We start from the raw sequence: 18,834 nt of genomic DNA on the forward strand, positions 1-18,834 counted from the left end.
TCCAGCCGAGGGCGTCAGCCGCGGTCGGTCAGCTCGAGGGTAAGCCCGAGCGCTCGGGCGATCTTGCTGATGGTGGCGGTAGTGACGTCGCTGTCCGCTTCGACCCGTGCGATCGTCGGGCGTGACAGCCCAGCGGCCTGCCCGAGCTCCTGCTGCGACCACCCGCGCTTCTTGCGGGCCTCCCGGATGATCTCGCCGAAAAGCGGGCGGACGGGCTCATCGGCGCTCATGACTGCGATCCGTTCGACTCGCCCCCAGCGGATCCGCCGTGGTGGCGGGAGTGCAACGCATCGGCGGCGATGTTCGAAATCTCGGCGATGAACGCCGGGTCGGTCATGTAGGACTGGATCTCCTGCGACTCCTGGCAGGTCTTCAGCACGGCCAGGCCGACGGCATTGCTGAAGCCCTGGGACGCCTTCAGTTGGGCCACGGTGTTGTTCTTCGCCATCGCCACGGCCTCCTCGTTGGCATCCAGGAATCCCCAGAAGGTTGTGATGAAGCCCGCGACGCTGCCGGGATTAACCTCCACGCCTTTGGCCTTGAACATCTCGTTCACCCGCTCGATGGCCTCGTCCAGCGGGCCCTTGACGGGCGTGGCTGATCCTCTGCGCTCGCCCTCGAACTCCGGGAGCTTGATCCCGTCGGTGCTGCCCTGGGTCAGCGAGTGATCCTCATTGATCGCCGACGGCACGAGCTTCACGCCCGAGAGCTGGACGCCCTCGAGGTAGCTGTCGTCGCCCTCGTTCCCGTCGACATGCAGGTTGCGCGCGAGCAGCGTCGCCAGGATCGCCCTGCGGTGCAGCTCGGGGTCCTGGTAGTCGACGATCTGGCTCAGGAACTGCCAGGCGTTGCGGTAGGCGAGCACGTCGGCGCGGAACTGCTCGAGCGCCTCGCGATTGACCTTGTCCTTCGACAGCCGAGCCTCGCGCCACTGCGTCGTCCAGTTGTTCTTCACCGGCGCGAGCGCTTTGGCAATGGCCTCGCCGCCGGCATCGGCCAGGAACGCGTCGGCGACCGCGTCCATGTCGCCCTGGCCGTACAGCCCGGCCGCGTCCATGCGCTCGCCGAGCGTGTACAGCGCGTTCGGGTCGACGTCGCCGTCCACGTGGGCGTCGGAGTAGTAGAGCTGGAAGTCCTTCTGGACGCTGGCCGGGGTGTTGCGGAAGTCGACCACCATCGGCGCTGTCTTGCCCGGGTAGATCCGGTTCAGCCGCGACAGCGTCTGTACCGTGGCGACGCCGGTCAGCTTCTTGTCGACGTACATCGCCATGAGCCGCGGCTCATCGAAGCCGGTCTGGAACTTGTTCGCCACGATGAGGACCTTGTAGACGCCCTCCTCGCGGAACGCCCGGGCGACGTCGCTGTGGCCGTTCACCGAGATCTCAGTGACGTCCTCGCCCGACTCGTCCTTCAGCGTCCCGGAGAACGCCACGAGCGTGCTCATGTCGTCGTAGCCCTTGGACGCGATGTAGTCGTCCATCTTCCGCGACCAGTTCAGCGCCTCCATCCGGGAGCTCGTGACGACCATGGCCTTGGCCTGGCCGCCGAGCATGCCCATGACGTTGCGCCGGAAGTGTTCGACGACGACGACCACCTTCTGCGCGATGGCGGTCGGGTGCAGCACCGCGAACCTGACGATCCTGGAGACGGCCTCGCCGGTGTTGACCTGGATCTCCTCGCCCTCGCCGCCCTCGAGCGTGTTCTTCACCCGCAGGAACATGTCGTAGGTCGAGTAGTTGGTCAGCACGTCGAGGATGAAGCCCTCCTCGATCGCCTGGGCCATCGTGTAGGTGTCGAACGCCTCCCAGCGCCCGTCCCGCTCCGTGCCGAACAGCCGCAGGGTCTTCGCCTTCGGCGTGGCCGTGAGCGCCACGAAGGTGATGTTGCTCGACGCCGCGATCGCAGAGTCCTTGGCGGCCAGCAGGTCGTCGGCGCTGATGTCCTCGTCCTCGTCCAACTCGACGTCGACCAAGAGCTCCTTCAGCTGCCGCGCGGCCGACCCGGACTGCGACGAGTGGGCCTCGTCGGCCACAACCGCCCAGCGGCGGCCCCGCAGCTCCTCGGTGTCCTCGATCAGCTTCATGACCTCGGGGAAGGTCTGCAGCGTGCAGGTGACGATGTGGTCGCCGTCCAGGAGCGCCTTCTTGAGCTGCGGCGACTTCGCCTGCGACTTCTTCTCCCCAACCGTCACCACCAGGCCCTGGCTGGACTGGACGAGGTTCATGTCGTGGCGGATGTTCTCGTCGAGCACCGTGCGGTCGGTGACGACGATGACCGAGTCGAAGGTCGACTTCGAGTCGGCACTCATGTGCCGGATCAGCCGGTGACTCAGCCACGCGATCGTCTTGGTCTTGCCCGAGCCGGCCGAGTGCCAGACCAGGTAGCGCCTCCCGGTGCCGTGGGCCTCGATGTCGGCGACGATGCGCTCGACCGCTCGTAGCTGGTGGAATCGCGGGAAGACGAGACGGCCCTGGTCCTTCTTGCCGGTCTTGCTCGGCTCGAACAGCGCGAAGTCCTTGAGGATGCGCATGAACATCGGCCGGGCGAGGATCTCGCGCCACAGGTAGTTCGTTGACGAGCCCGTCGCCGACGGCGGGTTGCCCTCGTGGCCGTCGTTGCCCTGGTTGAAGGGTAGGAAGACCGTGTCGCCTCCCTCGAGCTTGGTGGTCATGTAGACGAGGTCGTTGGAGACCGCGAAGTGCACGAGCGCCCGTCCCGGTGCCAGCAGCGGACGGTTCTTGCCGGGCTTGCGGTCCTCGCGGTACTGCCGGATCGCGTGCCGCACCGTCTGCGTGTTGTCGGTTTTGAGCTCCAGCGTCACCACCGGGATGCCGTTGGCGGTGAGGACGACGTCGATCGTGTCGTTGCTGGTCGTGTCGAACCGGACCTGGCGCAGGATCCGCAGCCGCACGGCATCCGCGGCCTCGACGACCTCAGTGAGGTTCGGGTTAGCTGGCGGGAACTCCATCATCGGGCCGAACTTGGCGGCGGGGCGTCCAATCTGGGCGTAGGCGAAGCCCTTGCGCAGCACGCCGAGCAGACCGCCGACGGGATGACCCGTCGTGGCGTCCATCTTGGTCGCCTTCGCCAGCTCCTTGGTGACGTGCAGTAGCAGCTTCTTCTCGGCGTCGGTCTTCTGACCGTTGACCAGGTCCGCCGGCACCGCCTTCTCGTACTCGTCGGGGTACTGGGTCCTGAGCCAGTGCAGGACGTCCTCGGGCACCATCGCGAGGCCGACGTCCCAGCCGGTCGGCTTGCCGTCGTCCTCGTACAGCCAGCCGCGCTCCGACAGCTCTGTGCAGAGGTTGGTCTCGAACTCGAGTTCCATGAGCTGTGCGTGGCTCACGCGGATACTCCTTCTGCGGCGAGAATGTTCGTGATCAGCGCTCCGCGCCGTTCGATGAGCAGCGCTCGAAGCGCTGAGACCTTCTCCTGCATGCGGGCGATGCTGGCTGCTACCCCGTCGAGTTGGTCTCCGATCCGGCGCTGCTCCTCAAAGGGCGGCATCGGCACAGGCGTCATGTCGAGCGACGTCTTGGTGACCCGCTGGGCGTTCGGGCGGACCCCGGTGCCGATCGTGGCGAAATAGTCGATGTAGCGCGGACTCCGGAAGAGGTGGTGGACGTAGCGCGGGTAGAACCGCGGGGAGATGTCGAACGCCTTGTAGTCGGGACTGATGTACCCAGTCAGGGACGAGACACCGAGCCCACCATGGTTGAGCCACATCATGTTCGCCGCGAGCTGGTTCGGTCGCACCACGCGATAGTGCGAGACGTCTGCAGACGCCTGCTGGCCATCGGTCCTAGTGTTGACCTCGACCCCTCGGTACTCCGAGATCGAGAGCAGTGGACCTGGGGGATCGTCGCCGTTCCGCTCGGCGCTCTCGAAGAAGTCAAAGCCGAACTTCGTACGATCCCAGTGCTCCGGAATCCCATCCAGAGGCGAATGCGCGTCCTCGACATGCCGAGACTGGTCGTCGCTCAGACCGAAGACAGCCGCAGTGTCTGTGGTTCGTTGCTGGAGCGCATCGGCCAGCTCTTCGAGCGTCGCGATCATGCGGTCGACCTTCTCCAGACTGTCGGCGATCTCGCGTTGCGTTTCGAGGTCCGGCAGGTGGACCCGCATGGTGTCGAGCATCTCCGGCTGGAGATCCCACTGGTTCGGACGAATGCCCTTCGAGATGCTTGCGTAGTACCGGACGTGGTGCATCGAGCGCAGCGTGTAGTGCAGGAAGCGCGGGTCGTCGTCCGTTTGCCGCTTGTAGACGAAGTACGCCGGGGAGACGATCCCGCGCAGCGACGACACGCCCAACGAACCCTGCCAGGTCTTCATCTTGTTCAGCACGAGATCCCCGGGTTCCACGAGCTGATAGGCGGCCAGGTCCTCGCCCGCGCGGTTCCAGTTGTCGGTCCGGTCCGACTTCCGGATGACGCCGTAGTCGCGATAGACCGACAAGAGCTCCTCAGCCGGGAAGCCGACCTTCTTGTCGCGGCGGTACAGGGACCAAAAGGGGACCGACCGCCAGCCGGTGGCTGATTTCATGACTCGTGAACCTCGGCAAACATGGCCGAAAGCTCGCCCATGATCCGTGACACATCGGCGTCGATCTCGGCGAGAGGGCGTGGCTGGGTCGGTACGTAGAAGAACCGCTTGAAGGCAATCTCGTTGCCATGCTTGGCCTTGGTTGCATCCCAGCAGGCGTCCGGTGCGAAAGGCAACACTTCGCCCTTCATGTGCTCGTCGACGTCCTCGGTCATCGGGATGCGCTCCGTGAGTTTCCAACCCTCAGCGATGACTGGTTTGCCTCGACGATCGACCGCCGGAGGCGCTGCCGGGTCGGCGCTGGCCATGGCAGCCATGACGGCGTCGACGAGCCCAACCGGGCTCTTGAGGCCCGCCGCCTTCGCCGCTGTGGCGAAGTTCTGGGGCAGGTCGTTCCACGGCGTGCCATCGAGCTGCCTGAGGACCTCGATGTGTCCGTCGGTGAAATCCTTGCGCCCCCGAAGCGTGTCGACGGCGTCGTCACGAAATCGGGCGGCCAGCCTCGCCTGCTTGAAGACCGGCACGTCGCGGAACATGAAGTCCTCGGGCGTCATTACGCGCGAGATCATGGGGTCTGCCTGATCGAACGCCTGGTACGCCTCAACGATCGTCTCCCGGTGTTGGCGCTCAATCTCACGTCGCTTCTCGCCCATGGGTCGGCGAAGTAGTGACCACTGGCCAGAGCCGTCGATCAGCTGGACCTTGCCCCTACGCTCCTCGGGCTTGTTGGTGTCCAGGAACCAGACGTAGGTCGCGATGCCGGTGCCGTAGAACATGTCCGCGGGAAGAGCAACGATCGCGTCGATCAGGTCCTCCTCGAGCAGCCACTGTCGGATCGCGCTGGGACCCTTGTCCGCTGTGAACAGCGGCGAGGCGTTGGAGACGACGGCTGCTCGACCACCCTGGCCGTTTTTCGAGGCAGGGGACAGCTTCGAGGCGCAGTGGGCCAGGAACAGCATCTGACCGTCCGTGGTGCTGGGCAGGCCGTGGCTGAACCGCGAGCCCGGAACCTTCGCCTGGTCGCGGACGGACTTCTCGTCGGCCGACCAGTCGGTTCCGAAGGGTGGATTCGAGAGGACGTAGTCGAAGGTCTGTCCCTCGTAGAGGTCTTCGACCAGCGTGTTGCCCTGCTTGATCGCGTCCGGCCTTCCGCCCTGGATCAGCAGGTCGGCCTTGCCGAGGCCGAACGCCGAAGGCATCAGCTCCTGGCCGTACAGCGTGACGTCGATCTTGTCGTTCATCCGCCGCAGGGCCTCCTGCGCGACGAGCAACATGCCGCCGGATCCGGCGGTGGGGTCGTAGATCGAGCGGAGCGCGCTGTCGCCGGCGAGCGTCTCGTCGTCGTTGGTGATCAGAATGTCGACCATCAGCTTGATCGCGTCGCGGGGCGTGTAGAAGTTGCCGGCTGCCTTCCCCTTCTTGTTGAAGGCGCGGTACATGACGTCCTCGAAGACGTCGCCCATCGCGGTGTTCGGCAGACTGCCCGGCGACAGGTCCAGCACCGAGAAGTGCTTGACGACGGCGTGGAGGCGGTTCGAGTCGGCGAGGATCTTCGCGCGACGGTTGAAGTCGAAGGCGACCCAGATGTCGGCGATGTTGTTGGAGAAGCCGTCGATGTAGGACTTCAGCGACTTCGCCACGTTGTCGTCGACCGAGGCGATCGTCCTCAGGTCAAGGGGCGAGACGTTGTAGAAGCTGAGGCCGAACCGGTCCTTGACCGCGATGTCGATGAGGTGCGGCGGCATCTCCCCCAGCGAGGCGACGAACTTGGTGACCTCGTCCTTGGTGTCGGCCAGCATGCACTCGAGCCGGCGCAGCACGGTGAACGGCAGGATGAAGTCGCCGTAGTCCTCCTCGTCGACGACGTTGCGCAGGAACTTGTCCGCGGTGTCCCAGACGATACGTGCCGTCGTGGTGGTCGATGCCGCCGGTTGTGCCATGCTCACCCGTTCCTAGATCCCTGCGTTCGTGTATCAGGAACATTACACAGAGCGCTGTATCAGGAACGTGGCATTTCGGAAATCCTTCGGGCACCTTGATTGGGCGGAGGAGTCGGTGCCCAAGGCTCTGACCGCCGCTCGGGCGGTCGGGCAAATCAGCGCCGAGGAGTGCCGCGCCGCGGCGGCCGCGAGCGGTCGACGTCCTGCCGGTCGCGCGCTGCTCCCTGCGACGTGGTCGGCGCCGGCGTGCCCTCGCCGGTGTCGATCGGGAGCTCGAGACGGGAAACGATCCGGTAGCGCAGATCGCGGGCGGGACTGTCGCCCAGCGGCTTCTCGGTGACGATCGCACGGGTGGCGGCACCGACGTCGTGACCCTGCTCGTGGGCCTGCTGCAGCATCGCTGCGGTGGCCGGCCAGTCGCCCTGCTCGAGCAGGCGCGGGTCGAGCTCGAGGGCCAGCGGCGCCCACCGCTCGGCGGGCGTCTTGTTGGCCGCGGCCGCCAGGCGAGCGCGTACGTCGCTGCTCTTGTGCAGCTCGGCCAGAGCCGCCTTCCGCGGGTCGGCATCCCAGCTCTTGACCGCGTCGCGCAGGTCGCGGCGGGCCTGCAACTGGGACAGCTGAAGCCGTGCCCGCACCTGGTTGACGCCCGGCTCCCAGGCCCGGCTGGGACGGGCCGAGAGGATCCGCATGGCCGCCACGCGCGCCTGCTCGGGTGCGAGGTTGTCGAGCCGCTCGGTGAGGAGCTGGTCGCCGAGGGCACGGAAGGCGGGCTGCCCGCTGGCCACCGCGGCGGTGAGCGCGGCCGGACCACGCTGGGCCAGCAGGTCGGCTGGGTCCAGGCCGTCGGGGAACCGGGCGAAGCCGGGGTCCAGGCCGTGCGGAGTGAGCATCCAGAAGTCGCGCTCGGCCGCGACCTCGCCGGCCAAGTCGGCGTCGGTGGCCACGATCGGGTCACGCCCAACGGCGGCCAGCTGTGCCGCCTGCTCATCGGTCAGGGACGTGCCGAGCGGCGCCACGCCGAGGTAGAGGCCGGCGCTGGCGATCGTCACGGCGACGGCGTCCATCGGGCCCTCGACGATCACTGGGACGGCACCTTCGGCGAGCAGCTCGTCGACGACGCCGAACAACTGCGCACCCTTGTGGAAGAGCGGGGTGTCGGCGGTGTTGAGATACTTCGGTCCGGCCTTGTCGGCGTCGGTGAGGTCGGGTCGGCGGCGGCCGACGAAGCCGAGCACCTCGCCCTGGTGGATCACCGGGAACATCACGCGGTCACGGAACCGGTCGATGAGGCGGCCGGTGCTGGCCTCGGTCGCCACCCCGGTGGCCAGCATCTCGGCGTCGCTAACGCCGCGGCCGCGGAGGTGGTCGACCAGGTTGGTCCACCCGGCCGGCGCCTGTCCGGGACGGAACCGAGCGTCGCCGGCGAGGTCGACCCCGAACCGGCCGGTGAGGTAGTCGCGGCCCCAGGAGTCGGTGAACCGGGCCTCGAAGAAGGCCTGGGTGAGCTCGTTGATCTCGACCATGCGCTCACGCGTGACGGGGGAGGAGTGCCACTCCTCGGCCCGCTGGTACATGAGCCGGATGTCGGCCTCGGTGGGCTCCAGGCGGGTGCCGCCGAGGTCGCGGAGGTAGGCGGCCAGCGTGAGGTCCGGTTCGACGTACTGGTCCTCGTCGACGTCGACGACCAGGTCCTCCTCGAGCACGTCGACCAGGTGCTCGTCGACTACGTCGACGGGCGGATCGAGGTCCTCGGCCAGTGGCCACGGGGCGTCGTCGGGGTGGTCGACGAACGCCACGGGGTCGGGCTCGACGCCCTCCCACAGGTCTGCGGGCGGCTCGTCGAAGTGGACCTCGTGCGCGTGCTCGTCGGGGGCGGTCTCCATCGCGATCGAGGTCCGCCAGACCAACGCCTGGCACTCGTCGACGCCGTCCCAGCCGTCGCTGGGCATCGCTCGGCCGGCGCCCAGCAGGGCCTCGAGCTGCCAGCCGCGCTGCAGGCCGTGGTCGACGTTGGAGACCAGCGCCGGCCACCAGGTGCTGGCCTGGATGCTCGCGGCACGCTCGGGACCGAACAGGTCCGCGAGTCGCGGCGCCCAGTCGGTGGTGACGCTCTCGCCGTGGGAGCCGTCGCCGATCTGCGCGGCGACTGCCGGCGTGAGCTGGCGGGCCATGCGCCACCAGATCGCGGCCGCGGCGTGCTCGTCGGGGAGCGGGCCGGCCGGGTGGTCGGCAGCGGTGGCGGTGCGCAGCAGCTTGTGGGCGGTGACGCCGGCGCGCGACATCGCGGCCAGGCGCTCGGCCAGGAGCGGGGTGAACTCGTCGTCGCGGACCTGCGGGGCCAGCGTGTAGAGCAGCTGGCGCCATTCCTTGAGTGCCGGCGTGTGGTCTCCGGTGACGGCCCGGTTGAGGCGACGCTGGTAGGTGGAGGAGGCCTTCTGCAGCTGCGGAGCTCCGGTCGGTCGCCGGTCGTCGACGGGGACCTGCATGGCTGCGCGCCAGACCTCGACGTCGGCCACCGTGGATGCTTCGGGGCGGATGCCGTTCTGCGCCCACGCTGGCAGCGAGGTCTGCTCGGTGGCGCGGGTGTGGACCTGCTCGGCGAGCTGCTCGACCAGGTGTGCGCGCTGGGAGAGGTAGGCGCCCCAGTGCGGGTCCTCGGCCAGACGGGCGGGGATCCCGGGCATCCAGGGGAGCGGTCCGGCGCCCGCGTTGCGCAGGCCGGAGGCGTCCAGGCGCCAGTCGAGGACCGCTGCCCGGTCGCGCGCGCTCTCGAGCTCCCGGTCGCCGGCCGCGGCCCGGAGCGCTTCGACGGGGTTCTCCCCAGTGGCGCCCAGCAGGAGCAAGTGGGCGCGCAGGGTGGGCCAGGCGGCCTCATCCGACAGCCCTGGCGCCAGGGTCTCGACGGCGGTGTCCAGCGCGTCGACCATGTTGACCGTGGTGCCGTCGGCGCCGGTGATGGTCTCGTGGCGCAGCAGGTCCTCGGCGGCGACGTAGAGGCTGTCGAGGTAGCGCTGGGAGGCCTCACCGAGCCGGGTGGCCGGGTCGGCCTGCTCGCGGATCAGGCTCGTCGCGGACCGCTGGGCGTCGTCGCGGGCCAGCATCGACTCGAGGATGTCGGTCGGGGTGAGCGGCCGGACCAGGGTCGGGTGGATCACCGAGTGCGGGTCGCCGTCGCCGACGACCTCGAGGTAGACGTGGTTGGCGTGCGCGCCGCGGGTCATCATCGTGTAGAGCTGCTGGCGCGACTCGGCGCCGGTGGCCAGCCCGTGCATCGTGTCGGCGGTGACGCCCTGCGCGGTGTGCACGGTGCACGCGTAGCCGAGCTCGGTGGAGCGGGCGACGTAGTCGGCCGGCAGGCGCACGGTGCGGCCGTGCTGGGTGTGCTGGACGGTCAGGTCGCCGCCGTCGTGGATCTCCAGGACGGTCCAGCGGTCGCCGTTCTTCACCCAGTCGGTGGCCGAGGTGCGCAGCCGGCGGTCGTTCTCGCGGGTGATGATCAGCTCGCCGATCGAGGCATCGTTTCCGTCGGCGAGCCGGCGGACCGGGCCACTGGCGGCGACGTCGGCGGGGTCGATCCCCTCGAGGCGGTGCGCGCGGGCCTGCTGGTTCAGCTCGCTGACCAGGTCGCGGGTGGGGGCGAGCATGATCGAGTCGAGCCCGGCGGCGCGGTCGGCCTGCCAGGCGGCGAAGACGTCCTCGGTCATGGTGGCCAGGTCGCCGACGTGAACCCGTTCGCGGTCGAGGTAGAAGCCGAGCGCCTCGGCCTTGCCCTCGCGCAGCGCGAGCGAGGCGGCGCCCTCGGCGGGGTCCTTGAACCGGACGAGCTCGGTGAGCTGCAGCGCCCCGTGGGTGGCGCGGATGTCGCGGAGCACGCCGCCGGCGCCGATCGCGGAGAGCTGCTGGTCGTCGCCGATCAGCCGGACGCTGCCGCCGCGCTCGAGGATGTAGGAGACCGCCGCGTCCAGCGAGAGGGTGTCGGCCATGCCGGCCTCGTCGATGACCACGAGGGTGGAGGAGTCGATGCCGGCGACCCACTCCGGCATCGCGGCTCCGGTCTCGCGGGCCTGCTCGAGGGAGTGGGTGAGCTTGGCCAGGGTGTCGGTCTGGGTGTCGATCTGGGAGCGCAGAGCGTCGGCGGCCGCGGCTGAGGGGGCCAGGCCGATGATGGTGCCGCCGCCGTCGGCCCACGCGCTGGCCAGCGCTCGCATCGCGGTGGTCTTGCCCGATCCGGCCGGCGCGATCGCCAACTGGAGCCGGGCGCCCGAGGTGGCCATCTCCCGGACCAGGGTGGCCTGTCCGGCGTTGAGGGTGATGCCGTTGGCGGTCGACTCCAGCAGGGCCAGGTCGACCGAGGCGGCCTCGACGGCGTACCCGTCGTGGCGGCCGGCGGCGTCGACCAGGCGCTGCTCGGCGGCCAGCACCTTGCTCGAGGTGAACAGGTCGGCCCCGGCCTGGGTGTAGACCGAGGAGCCGTCGGCGCGGCGCAGTTGGACCGGCTCGCTGATGGTGTCCCAGGGCCGAGCCATGCTCACCGAGTGGTCGTCGAGGACCTCGCTGACCAGCAGGTCGACGACCTGGGAGACCTGGTTGGTGGGCACATTGGCGGCCCGGACCTGCCGCTGGGCCTCGGCGTAGACGTGCCAGTACTGCCAGGTGGACCGGCTGCCCTCCATCGTCGCCACGATGCGGTCGGTGGTCTTGGCGAACCAAGCTGAGTCGGCCAGCGAGCGGGCCGCGCCCTTCGGGTTCAGCGCGCCGTGGACCATCTGCTTGACCCGCTGCGGGGTGCCCAGCACCTCGACCGCCTCGCGGTGCCACGCCTCGCGCTGCTCGGCCAGCGAGCGCGGCTCGTGCTTGGCCTCGCGGGTCTCCAGCGTCGCCTGCTGGGACAGCTGGATCGTCTCCACCGGGGTCGGGGGACGGCCATGGGTGGCCTGGAACGCGGCCGCGAGGACCTTGCGACGGTCCTCGACGTTGAGCCGGCGCTTGGAGAAGCGGCGGTTGAGCTCGGGGTCGACGCCGACGATCTCGCGGATCGGCCGCTTGCGGGCGTCCTCGTTCGGGCGCTCGGCGAACTGGACGCCGAGGGCGTCGACCAGGTGCCGCTCGAGCGCGGTGTTGTAGGTCTCCGAGGCCGAGACGACCGCCTTGTGCAGCGGTCGCCCGTCGATGGCCAGCCAGTTGCCGTCGAGGGTCTGGACCTTGTTCGCCACGGCGACGTGGGTGTGCAGGTCGGGGTCGCCGGCGCGGGAGTCGCGGTGGGTGAACGCGGTGGCGATCAGGCCGCGGACGTCGACCTGGCGTACGCCGTTGGTGCCCTGGCGGGTGAACAGGGCCTTGGACTCGATGAAGTCCAGGGCGTCCTTGATCGCCGCCTGGTGGGCTCGCTCGATCACCGCGGCGGTCTTCGGGTCGGAGATCGCCCACAGCACCGAGACGCTCTTGACCGGGGAGAAGGTCAGGTCGTAGCCGGCCACCGCGTTGGTCTTCGGGCGGGAGTGCTTGGCGATCGTGGCGGCAAGCTCGCGGGCGTCGGCCGGGTCGCGGCCGTGCTCGGCACGGAAGAACTCCGCGGCCACCTCGGTGCGGATCTTGGCCCGGTCGGCCGCGGGGACCGGCCAGTCGCCGGGCAGGCCGGCGGCCTCGTTGAGGGCCGCGATGCGCTTGGCGACCTCGATCCGGAACGGGCTGACGTCGTTGTCGTAGACCTTGTACGGGGTGCCGAGGCGGACCGCGGTCTTGTAGTCGGCCTCGGTCGGGCGGCCGGCCTCGTCGCGGCCGATGCGCAGGTCCAGCTCCTTGGTGCGCTGGGTGGCCAGCGGGTGGTGTCCGGAGCCGAACAGGCTCTGCATGTGGTCGGCGGTGACGATGTCCCCGGCGTCGAGTCCCTCGATGCCCTCCATGCCCGATCCGAGCCACACGCCGGGGGTCTCGCCCTTCTCGGTGTAGTAGCTCGCCAGCCCGGTGTGGCCCTTGTCGGTGGCGTCCATCGCTGCGACCTGGCGGGTCAGGTAGTCGTACCCCGACCCGGCCGTCAGCTTGTGGAGGCTCATCGTCACGGTCACCTACGTGCGTGCGCGCGTGGCAGGCGATCACTTTCGGCCGGATTTCTGGTGTGTTCTTTCTATTCGGCGAACCGAGAATGCAAGAGGTGTGTGGCACTTGGTCGGTCGCGGAAATCTGGGGGGACGCTGAGGGGCGTGGGTGACGGCTGGGGCGTCGGGTTCGGATCGGGCTGGCTGGATGGGTCGAGGGGAGCGGGTTTGAAGGTTTCTGGGGTTCGGTGATCGCTCGGGGACGGCGAAATGTCGTAGGTGACTGTCAGAGTCCATGTCGACACGAGTGAGGACCGGATGAGTCAGCAGACGATCAAGCAGCAGGCGCGGCGTACGGCGCGGGAGATGGCCGAGAAGCGGCGCAAGGAGCGTGAGGCGCGAGAGCGCCGGGTGATCGACCTGGCCGAGCAGGTCATGGTCGCCATCGGTGAGCGCGACGCGGCTGTGGCCGAGACCGAGAAGCGCGCTGGTGAGGCGCTGCGGGAGTTGACCGAGCGCGAGGGCCTGTCCCTGAGTGAGGCCGTCGAGTGGTGCGGGGAGACCGTGAGCGTCCGGGAGGCCACGCGGCTGCGGCGGCTCGCCAGTGAGCCCCAGGCCGAGGACGGCGGCGGCGAGCAGGGCGGCGACGGCACGACCGCGCTGGCGGCTGCCGAGAGCGGGGGAGCGGGTGCCGGTTCGGCGGCTTGATGACGCCGGCCTCGCGGCGGTCGCGGCAGCGATCGCCGATCCGGCGGTGCTCACCCGGTACCGGGCGAAGGTCGCCACGGTGCCGGGCAGTGAGTGCCTGTGGTGGACCGGCGCGGTGGCCGGTCGGTCCGAGCGGGAGCGCACGGACGGCGGCGGTCATGGCCGGTTCTGGTATGCGCCGGGGCGGGTGATCATCGCCCACCGATTCGCGTACGCGGTCATGCACGGCGTTGACGCGCTCGCGGAGGCGCGGCTGCTCGGGCACCGCTGTCACAACCCGCTGTGCCAGCGGATCGCACCCGATCACGTCGTGGTGTCGAGCGCGGCGCAGAACCGGCGCGAGTGGTCGGTGCAGCGACGGCTGCCTTACAGCCCGTTGGCCGACCCGCGCGGGCCGCGTCGGCGGGCGCGGGAACTGCGCGATCTGGCGCGTGAGGACCCGCAGCTCGTGGCCGATGACCTCGCGCGGCTCCAGGAGCTGCTGGGCGAGCAACTGACCCTTTGGTGACCAGCCGGACGCAGAAGGCCGCCCGCACCGTCGATGGTGCGGGCGGCCTTGCGGTTGTTGCTCAGGCTGGCTCGCCGTCGAGGAGCCGACCGAGCGTCTCCCACAGGTCGAGGTAGCCGTCCGCGTCCTCGGGCGACTGCTCGCCCCACTTGGCGTGAAGAGCGCGGATGCGGTCGAGACGGTCGAGGCGGTCGGGCAGCGCAGTGCGGGCGGCGGCCATGAACTCCACGTCGGGCGCGTGCTCGGGAACGTCGCCCCCGCGCGGGTACTTCTTGATCCCGAGCCGCTGCCAGTGAGCACCGGCGTAGGCGACGAGGATGTTGTCCGGGATCAGGGCGTCGGCGGCGGTGGCGCGGATCTTGTCGCCGTGAGGTGTCCACGGGCCTGGGGTGGCGCGGGCCTCAAGGGCGCGGAGCGTGGCGTCGTCGCTCATGCTGGCTGGTCCTCCCGGTCGGTCGAGCGGTCGAGCCTTGTGGACGCGGCCGCGACGACGACGCTGATGCGGGCAGCCAGCGCCCGCAACTCCGCAGGCGTGCCCTGGATCGCCACCACGTCGTCACCGGCGAGCGTCAGGACCGGCTGGCGGTGCTCACCGGCTCCCACCCAGTCCTCGCCGGGAGTGAAGACCTGGAGGCTGGTCTCGCGGGCGGCCAGCCATTCGATGTGCGCGCTCACGGGGTCACCTCGGCGGGTGCGGTGCCGATGAGGCGGCGGAACGCCTGCACGTCGGCCTCGAGGGAGAACAGGCGGCGCCGGTGCTGGTCGTTCTCGGCGCCGACCTCGGTCAGGACTTCGGCGAGGCCGACGAGGAACGCCACGACGGCCTCGGCGGTGACCGTCTCGCCCATCGCGGTCCACGGCTTCGGGCCGCGGCTGCTGGCGGCGTACGGCATCTTCATCATGGCGGCGAGGATGCGGCGCTGGTCGCGCTCGCTGATCACGGTGCCGGTCGGGTCCGGCTGGGTCTGCTCGGTCATCACTGCTCCTGTTCGGTGGTGCGGGTGGCGTACTCGGCGTGCAGGGCGTCCAGCGCCGTGGCGACGCTGGACAGGGCCACGTCCAGGTGGGCGCGGGCGGTCTCGGGGGTCCACCGGCGCACGTCGCGCAGCCGGTGCTCGATGACGATCAGGTCGCAGGCCGTCTCGCTGAGGGTGTGCCGGTCCTTGGCCGCGCTGGCGGTGATGTCGGCGGCGGTGCCAGTCGGGGTGGTGTCTCGCTTCGCGATGGTGACGAACTGGTTGAGCGGCAGGGTGCGGGGGCCGAGGACCGGGGCTGCGATGTGGACTTCGCGTCCGGCGCGGCCGGGCTCATCCACCCTCACGGTGGTGATGGGGAATGCGATGCCGGTGTCGGGGTCGACCAGGGTGTCGGTGGGGCGGAGATCCCAGGCGCGGACCTGCTCGGTGGCGAGGTCGGCGTGAGTGGTGGTGTCGGTCATGGCTCCTCCTTCGGTTGGGCCGGTGGCGGGCCGGACTCGGGGTCTCAGCCCGCCACCGGAGGAACTGGCGTGACGGTCAGGCCGGGGCGAGCGCGGTCCAGGCGCGGCGCTTGATCCGGTCGGGGTCGTCGCTGGTGAGCACCCGCGCGGCCCGGGCGGTCTGCTCGTCGCCCTTCGTGCGGACCGGGGCGTAGTGGTCGACGTACTCGGCCACGGCCTGGTAGCCGGCCCACGCGGTGTCGCGGATGCCGGCCTGCGTCTCGGCGTCGGCGAAGAGCCAGTGCAGCCGGGAGCGGCGACGGCGCTCGGTCTCGCGGACTCGCTTGGTCGCGTTGGCCTCGGCCTTGCCGAACGTGGCGTCGATCAGGGCGTCGAACGCGGCGTCGGTCATGGTCTGCTGGATCAGCCGCTCGGCCTCGACCTGGAACGCGTCGACGTAGGTGAAGGTCAGCCCGAGCGCGTCGCGGGCGGCCTGTACGGCGGCCTTGGCGTTGCGGGTGTGCCGGATCGAGAACGACGACTCGTGGTTGCGCAGGGCCGCGCTCTGGGTGTTCGCGCACACGACGCGGACCGGGGTCACGAGGATGCGGAACGCGCTGGACCCGTCGTGGCTGTTGAGGGCGGCGATGTTCAGGTCTACGCGGTCGGTGCCGCCGACGGTGAGCGAGTTCGGCAGCTGCATCGTGATGAACACCTGCCGACCGCCGCGCAGCGACCCGGCGGTGTCGAAGATCGCGCCCGACTCGTCGGCCAGCAGATTCAGGAACTCGGCGTGGTCCTCGTTCTGCAGCGGGGTGTAGCCGCCGCCTACGACGCCGAGCGCCTCGGGTTCGCCGGTGAACGGGTTGGTGCGCACCGTGGCGAAGCCGGGGACCTCGATCGCGGTGACGCCGCCCTCGCTGACCTCGGCGGTGGTGAGCGGCAACTTGCGGACGTCCCAGCCGCCCAGGTGGCCGAGCGTCATGGCCTCCTCGGCGGTGAATGCGCGGTCGCGGACGGTGGTGCCCAGGCGGTGCCAGGCGTCCTTGCGGGCGAAGACGGCTGCGGCCTGCGAGCCGTGGGTCTCGATCTCGTGTGACATGTCGGGGTCCTCCCGGGTAGCGGATCAAACGAACTGAGTTCATTCTATGGTTTCTATTCCACTGAGGGCGGTTCTCCACAGGAAGAATCGCCCTCAGGTGGGGGAGTGGAGGCCGGTCAGGCGGCGCTGTCGCTCGCCTCGGCGTCGCTGGCCTCGTCCTCCGGCTCGTCGCTGCCGGTGCTCGTCTGCGGCTGCTCGCCGAGCAGGATCCGCTCGACCGCGCTGGGCTGGTAGCCCCACTCCACGAGCGCGCCGAGCACGCGGGCGTCCCACGCGGTCGGGTTGCGCCACGAGTGCTTGCCGGTCGTGGCCTCCCACGCGGCGATGACGGCCGCGAGCGTGGTCATGGTCGCGGCCTTCGGCGTGCTCGCCTTGGTGGCGATCTTGTGGCACTCGTCGTGCCCCGCGCCGTAGTAGCCGGTCGGACGGTCGACGCCCAGCAGCGTGAACAGCATCGGGTGCCGGTGGTCCATGGCCTTGCTCAGCGAGTGGTGGCCGGTGACGACGGCCTCGCAGATCAGGGCCTCGGCACCCTTCGGGGCGGTCTTGCGGGCGACGAACGTGGCCAGCCACTCGCGGCGCACCGTCTCCGCGCTCGCCCAGGCCTTGTTGTTGGCGATCACGCGGCGGCGCTCCTCGCGGCGGGCCTCGGCCTGCTCCTCGCTCTCGCCCTCGTCGCTGCTGTCGGCGCTGGTGCTGCCGGAGACGCCGCGACGGCGCAGGCCGGAGGCGGCGAGGTCGGTCACGACCCAGACCGGCACGTACTGCTGGTAGGGCTCGGCGGGCTCGTAGTCCTCGTTCTCCGACTCGTCGCCGTCCTCGCTCTCCTCGTCGTACTCGTCCTCGGGGTAGACCCACTCCTTGACAACGTGGACGCGAGCGCCGGGGACGTTGGGCCACTCCTCCTCGGGCAGCGGCTCGCCGTCCTCGGTGACGAGCCGCTCGATGCGCAGCACCTCGTCGGCCTGCTCGACCTCCTCGGCGGTCAGCACCGGCAGGCCCTCGGCGCGCAGCCGCTCGACCTCGGCGGCGTCGGCCTCGCGCTCTGCGGCCTCGTCGCGCAGCCGCTGGGCCTCGTGGGCGAGCGAGCGCCGCCACCGCTTGGCGTTCTCCAGTCGCTCGACGGCCTCGGGGTCGTGCTCGAACTCGGCGAAGATCGCGGCCTCCTCCAAGGTCAGGTCGCCGGAGTCGAGGCGGTTGCGGCTCTGGTCGGCCTTGGTGACCGCCAGGGCGGCGTTCACGGTCGGGCGGTCGATGCTGGTGCGCTTGGCGATCTGCGCGGCGCTCACGCCGAGCAGGGCCAGCTGCTCCACGCCTGCGACGATCTCGGCCTCGCGCATCCCGGCGCGGTGGATGTTCTCGACCATCTGGTCACCGATCCGGTCGGCGTCGGCGGGCTGGGGCACGACGCGGGCCGGGATCAGCCCGGTCGGGGTGCCGACCTCGGCGGCGGTCACGGTGCGGCGCTGGCCGCGCAGCAGGACGTACTGGCCGTCCTCGTTGCGGTAGACCGTGACGGCCTCCAGCACGCCGCGCTCCTTGATCGACTTGCGGAACTCCTTGTGGTCGGCGCGCAGGTCGGTCCGGACGTTGGTGCCGATGATGATGTCGGCGGGGTCGAGGTACAGGAACTCCTCGGCCTGGACGGCCTCGGTGGCCTCGTCGGCGGCGGTGTCGGCGGGGGTCTGGATGGTGTCGGTCATGCTGCTGTCCTCCATGAGTAGAATAGAAAGAACTGACAGGACTCAGTCTCCCAATGGGGGCCGACGCCTACCGGGCCACAGGGCGCACCTGTGGAAAGGTGGGCACCCGGTGAGGGTGGGGATAACCCCGGCCTCGGCGGGCGCGGACTCCGCTGCGGTGGCGCGGCGCAGCTGCACCTGGTAGCTGGCTGGAACGGAAGGAAATCAGGCGAGGGTGGGAACGGCTGCGCAGGGCCCCGACCGGGAATGCAGCGGCGTTGGTGTTAGCCGCTGCAGCTCGGCGCCGGCGGCCGAGGCCAGGGGAGTGATCCGGTGACGAGCCAGACCACGATCCCGGTCGGGATCTACTGGAAGCCCGGCGTGTGGGACCTCGCCCGATCGGCCTACATCGCCGACCTGGACACCGACGCCGACTCGCCCGGCTCGTTCGTCGGGTGGCTCGCCCAGGCGCTCGAGGTGCACGCCAAGCGCTCACCGCAGAAGCGGGCCGAGGTCGCGGCCGCCGGCGAGAACCATCCCGCCCTGGTCAGCGTGACCCGCAAGAGCTTCAACAAGAAGCACGACCTGCCGGCCTCGACCATCGAGGCGGTCGAAGACGCACTCGTGGCCGATCGCCAGGAGCTCGGCCGGATGCTCGCCCGCTCCGCGTTCGCCCAGGAGGCAGTCATCGCCGCGGCCGAGGAGGCCCGCCGGCGGCTGGGCCGAGACCTGCCCCCGCCACCGCAGAAGCTCAGCAACCGCCCGCCGCGGCGCCGGCCAGCGCGGTAGGCCAGCTGCCCGCCCGCTTTGTGTCGGTGGCTGCGTCGAGCGTCCTTCCCAGCGCCCCGACCTGGTACCCGAGAGCCGGTCGGGGCGCTTCTGTGCGCTGTGGGGATGCCC

14 protein-coding genes are annotated in these 18,834 nt (G+C 69.9%); 3 read left to right on the top strand and 11 right to left on the bottom strand.

Annotated features, from left to right (window positions below):
• Nucleotides 1–14: 14 nt before the first annotated feature.
• From QI633_RS27395 to mobF, 5 genes are all read right to left on the bottom strand, one after another.
• Nucleotides 15–230, bottom strand: coding sequence for a helix-turn-helix transcriptional regulator (locus tag QI633_RS27395; protein WP_218234971.1), 216 nt, complete (start codon nt 228–230; stop codon nt 15–17).
• Nucleotides 227–3,346, bottom strand: coding sequence for a DEAD/DEAH box helicase family protein (locus QI633_RS27400; RefSeq protein ID WP_282429350.1), 3,120 nt, complete (start codon nt 3,344–3,346; stop codon nt 227–229). Before QI633_RS27400 ends, QI633_RS27395 begins: the two co-directional genes overlap by 4 nt.
• On the bottom strand, nt 3,343–4,542 hold the full coding sequence (locus QI633_RS27405; protein ID WP_282429351.1) for a hypothetical protein: 1,200 nt from the start codon (nt 4,540–4,542) through the stop codon (nt 3,343–3,345). Before QI633_RS27405 ends, QI633_RS27400 begins: the two co-directional genes overlap by 4 nt.
• The gene (locus tag QI633_RS27410) at nt 4,539–6,482 is read right to left on the bottom strand and encodes a class I SAM-dependent DNA methyltransferase (RefSeq protein WP_282429352.1); all 1,944 of its coding nucleotides are present in this window, start codon (nt 6,480–6,482) and stop codon (nt 4,539–4,541) included. Before QI633_RS27410 ends, QI633_RS27405 begins: the two co-directional genes overlap by 4 nt.
• 155 nt (nt 6,483–6,637) lie before the next feature.
• Complete coding sequence (gene mobF, locus QI633_RS27415) at nt 6,638–12,535, bottom strand: MobF family relaxase (protein WP_282429353.1); 5,898 nt, start codon at nt 12,533–12,535, stop codon at nt 6,638–6,640.
• A 300-nt stretch (nt 12,536–12,835) separates the two neighbouring features.
• On the opposite strand from mobF, the gene QI633_RS27420 reads away from it, so the two are divergent.
• Nucleotides 12,836–13,225 (top strand): hypothetical protein, encoded by a 390-nt coding sequence (locus QI633_RS27420; protein ID WP_282429354.1) that lies wholly within the window; start codon nt 12,836–12,838, stop codon nt 13,223–13,225.
• Nucleotides 13,206–13,733, top strand: a complete 528-nt coding sequence (locus QI633_RS27425; RefSeq protein ID WP_183595610.1) for a hypothetical protein — start codon at nt 13,206–13,208, stop codon at nt 13,731–13,733. Before QI633_RS27420 ends, QI633_RS27425 begins: the two co-directional genes overlap by 20 nt.
• Nucleotides 13,734–13,794: 61 nt before the next feature.
• On the opposite strand, the gene QI633_RS27430 is transcribed toward QI633_RS27425, so the two are convergent.
• From QI633_RS27430 to QI633_RS27455, 6 genes are all read right to left on the bottom strand, one after another.
• A complete protein-coding gene (locus tag QI633_RS27430; RefSeq protein WP_282429355.1) occupies nt 13,795–14,166 on the bottom strand; it encodes a hypothetical protein in 372 nt (123 codons plus the stop codon).
• A complete protein-coding gene (locus tag QI633_RS27435; RefSeq protein WP_282429356.1) occupies nt 14,163–14,408 on the bottom strand; it encodes a hypothetical protein in 246 nt (81 codons plus the stop codon). Before QI633_RS27435 ends, QI633_RS27430 begins: the two co-directional genes overlap by 4 nt.
• A complete protein-coding gene (locus QI633_RS27440; protein ID WP_282429357.1) occupies nt 14,405–14,710 on the bottom strand; it encodes a hypothetical protein in 306 nt (101 codons plus the stop codon). The genes QI633_RS27435 and QI633_RS27440 overlap by 4 nt, the downstream gene beginning before the upstream one ends.
• On the bottom strand, nt 14,710–15,171 hold the full coding sequence (locus QI633_RS27445; protein WP_282429358.1) for a hypothetical protein: 462 nt from the start codon (nt 15,169–15,171) through the stop codon (nt 14,710–14,712). The genes QI633_RS27440 and QI633_RS27445 overlap by 1 nt, the downstream gene beginning before the upstream one ends.
• 76 nt (nt 15,172–15,247) lie before the next feature.
• The gene (locus QI633_RS27450) at nt 15,248–16,252 is read right to left on the bottom strand and encodes a DUF932 domain-containing protein (RefSeq protein WP_282429359.1); all 1,005 of its coding nucleotides are present in this window, start codon (nt 16,250–16,252) and stop codon (nt 15,248–15,250) included.
• A gap of 116 nt (nt 16,253–16,368) precedes the next feature.
• The gene (locus QI633_RS27455; RefSeq protein WP_282429360.1) at nt 16,369–17,955 is read right to left on the bottom strand and encodes a ParB N-terminal domain-containing protein; all 1,587 of its coding nucleotides are present in this window, start codon (nt 17,953–17,955) and stop codon (nt 16,369–16,371) included.
• A 312-nt stretch (nt 17,956–18,267) separates the two neighbouring features.
• On the opposite strand from QI633_RS27455, the gene QI633_RS27460 reads away from it, so the two are divergent.
• Entirely contained in the window at nt 18,268–18,723 is a 456-nt protein-coding gene (locus tag QI633_RS27460; protein WP_282429361.1) for a hypothetical protein, read from the top strand.
• Nucleotides 18,724–18,834 lie beyond the last annotated feature (111 nt).

The sequence above is a fragment of the Nocardioides sp. QY071 genome (genome assembly GCF_029961765.1).
Classification (GTDB): Bacteria; Actinomycetota; Actinomycetes; order Propionibacteriales; family Nocardioidaceae; genus Nocardioides.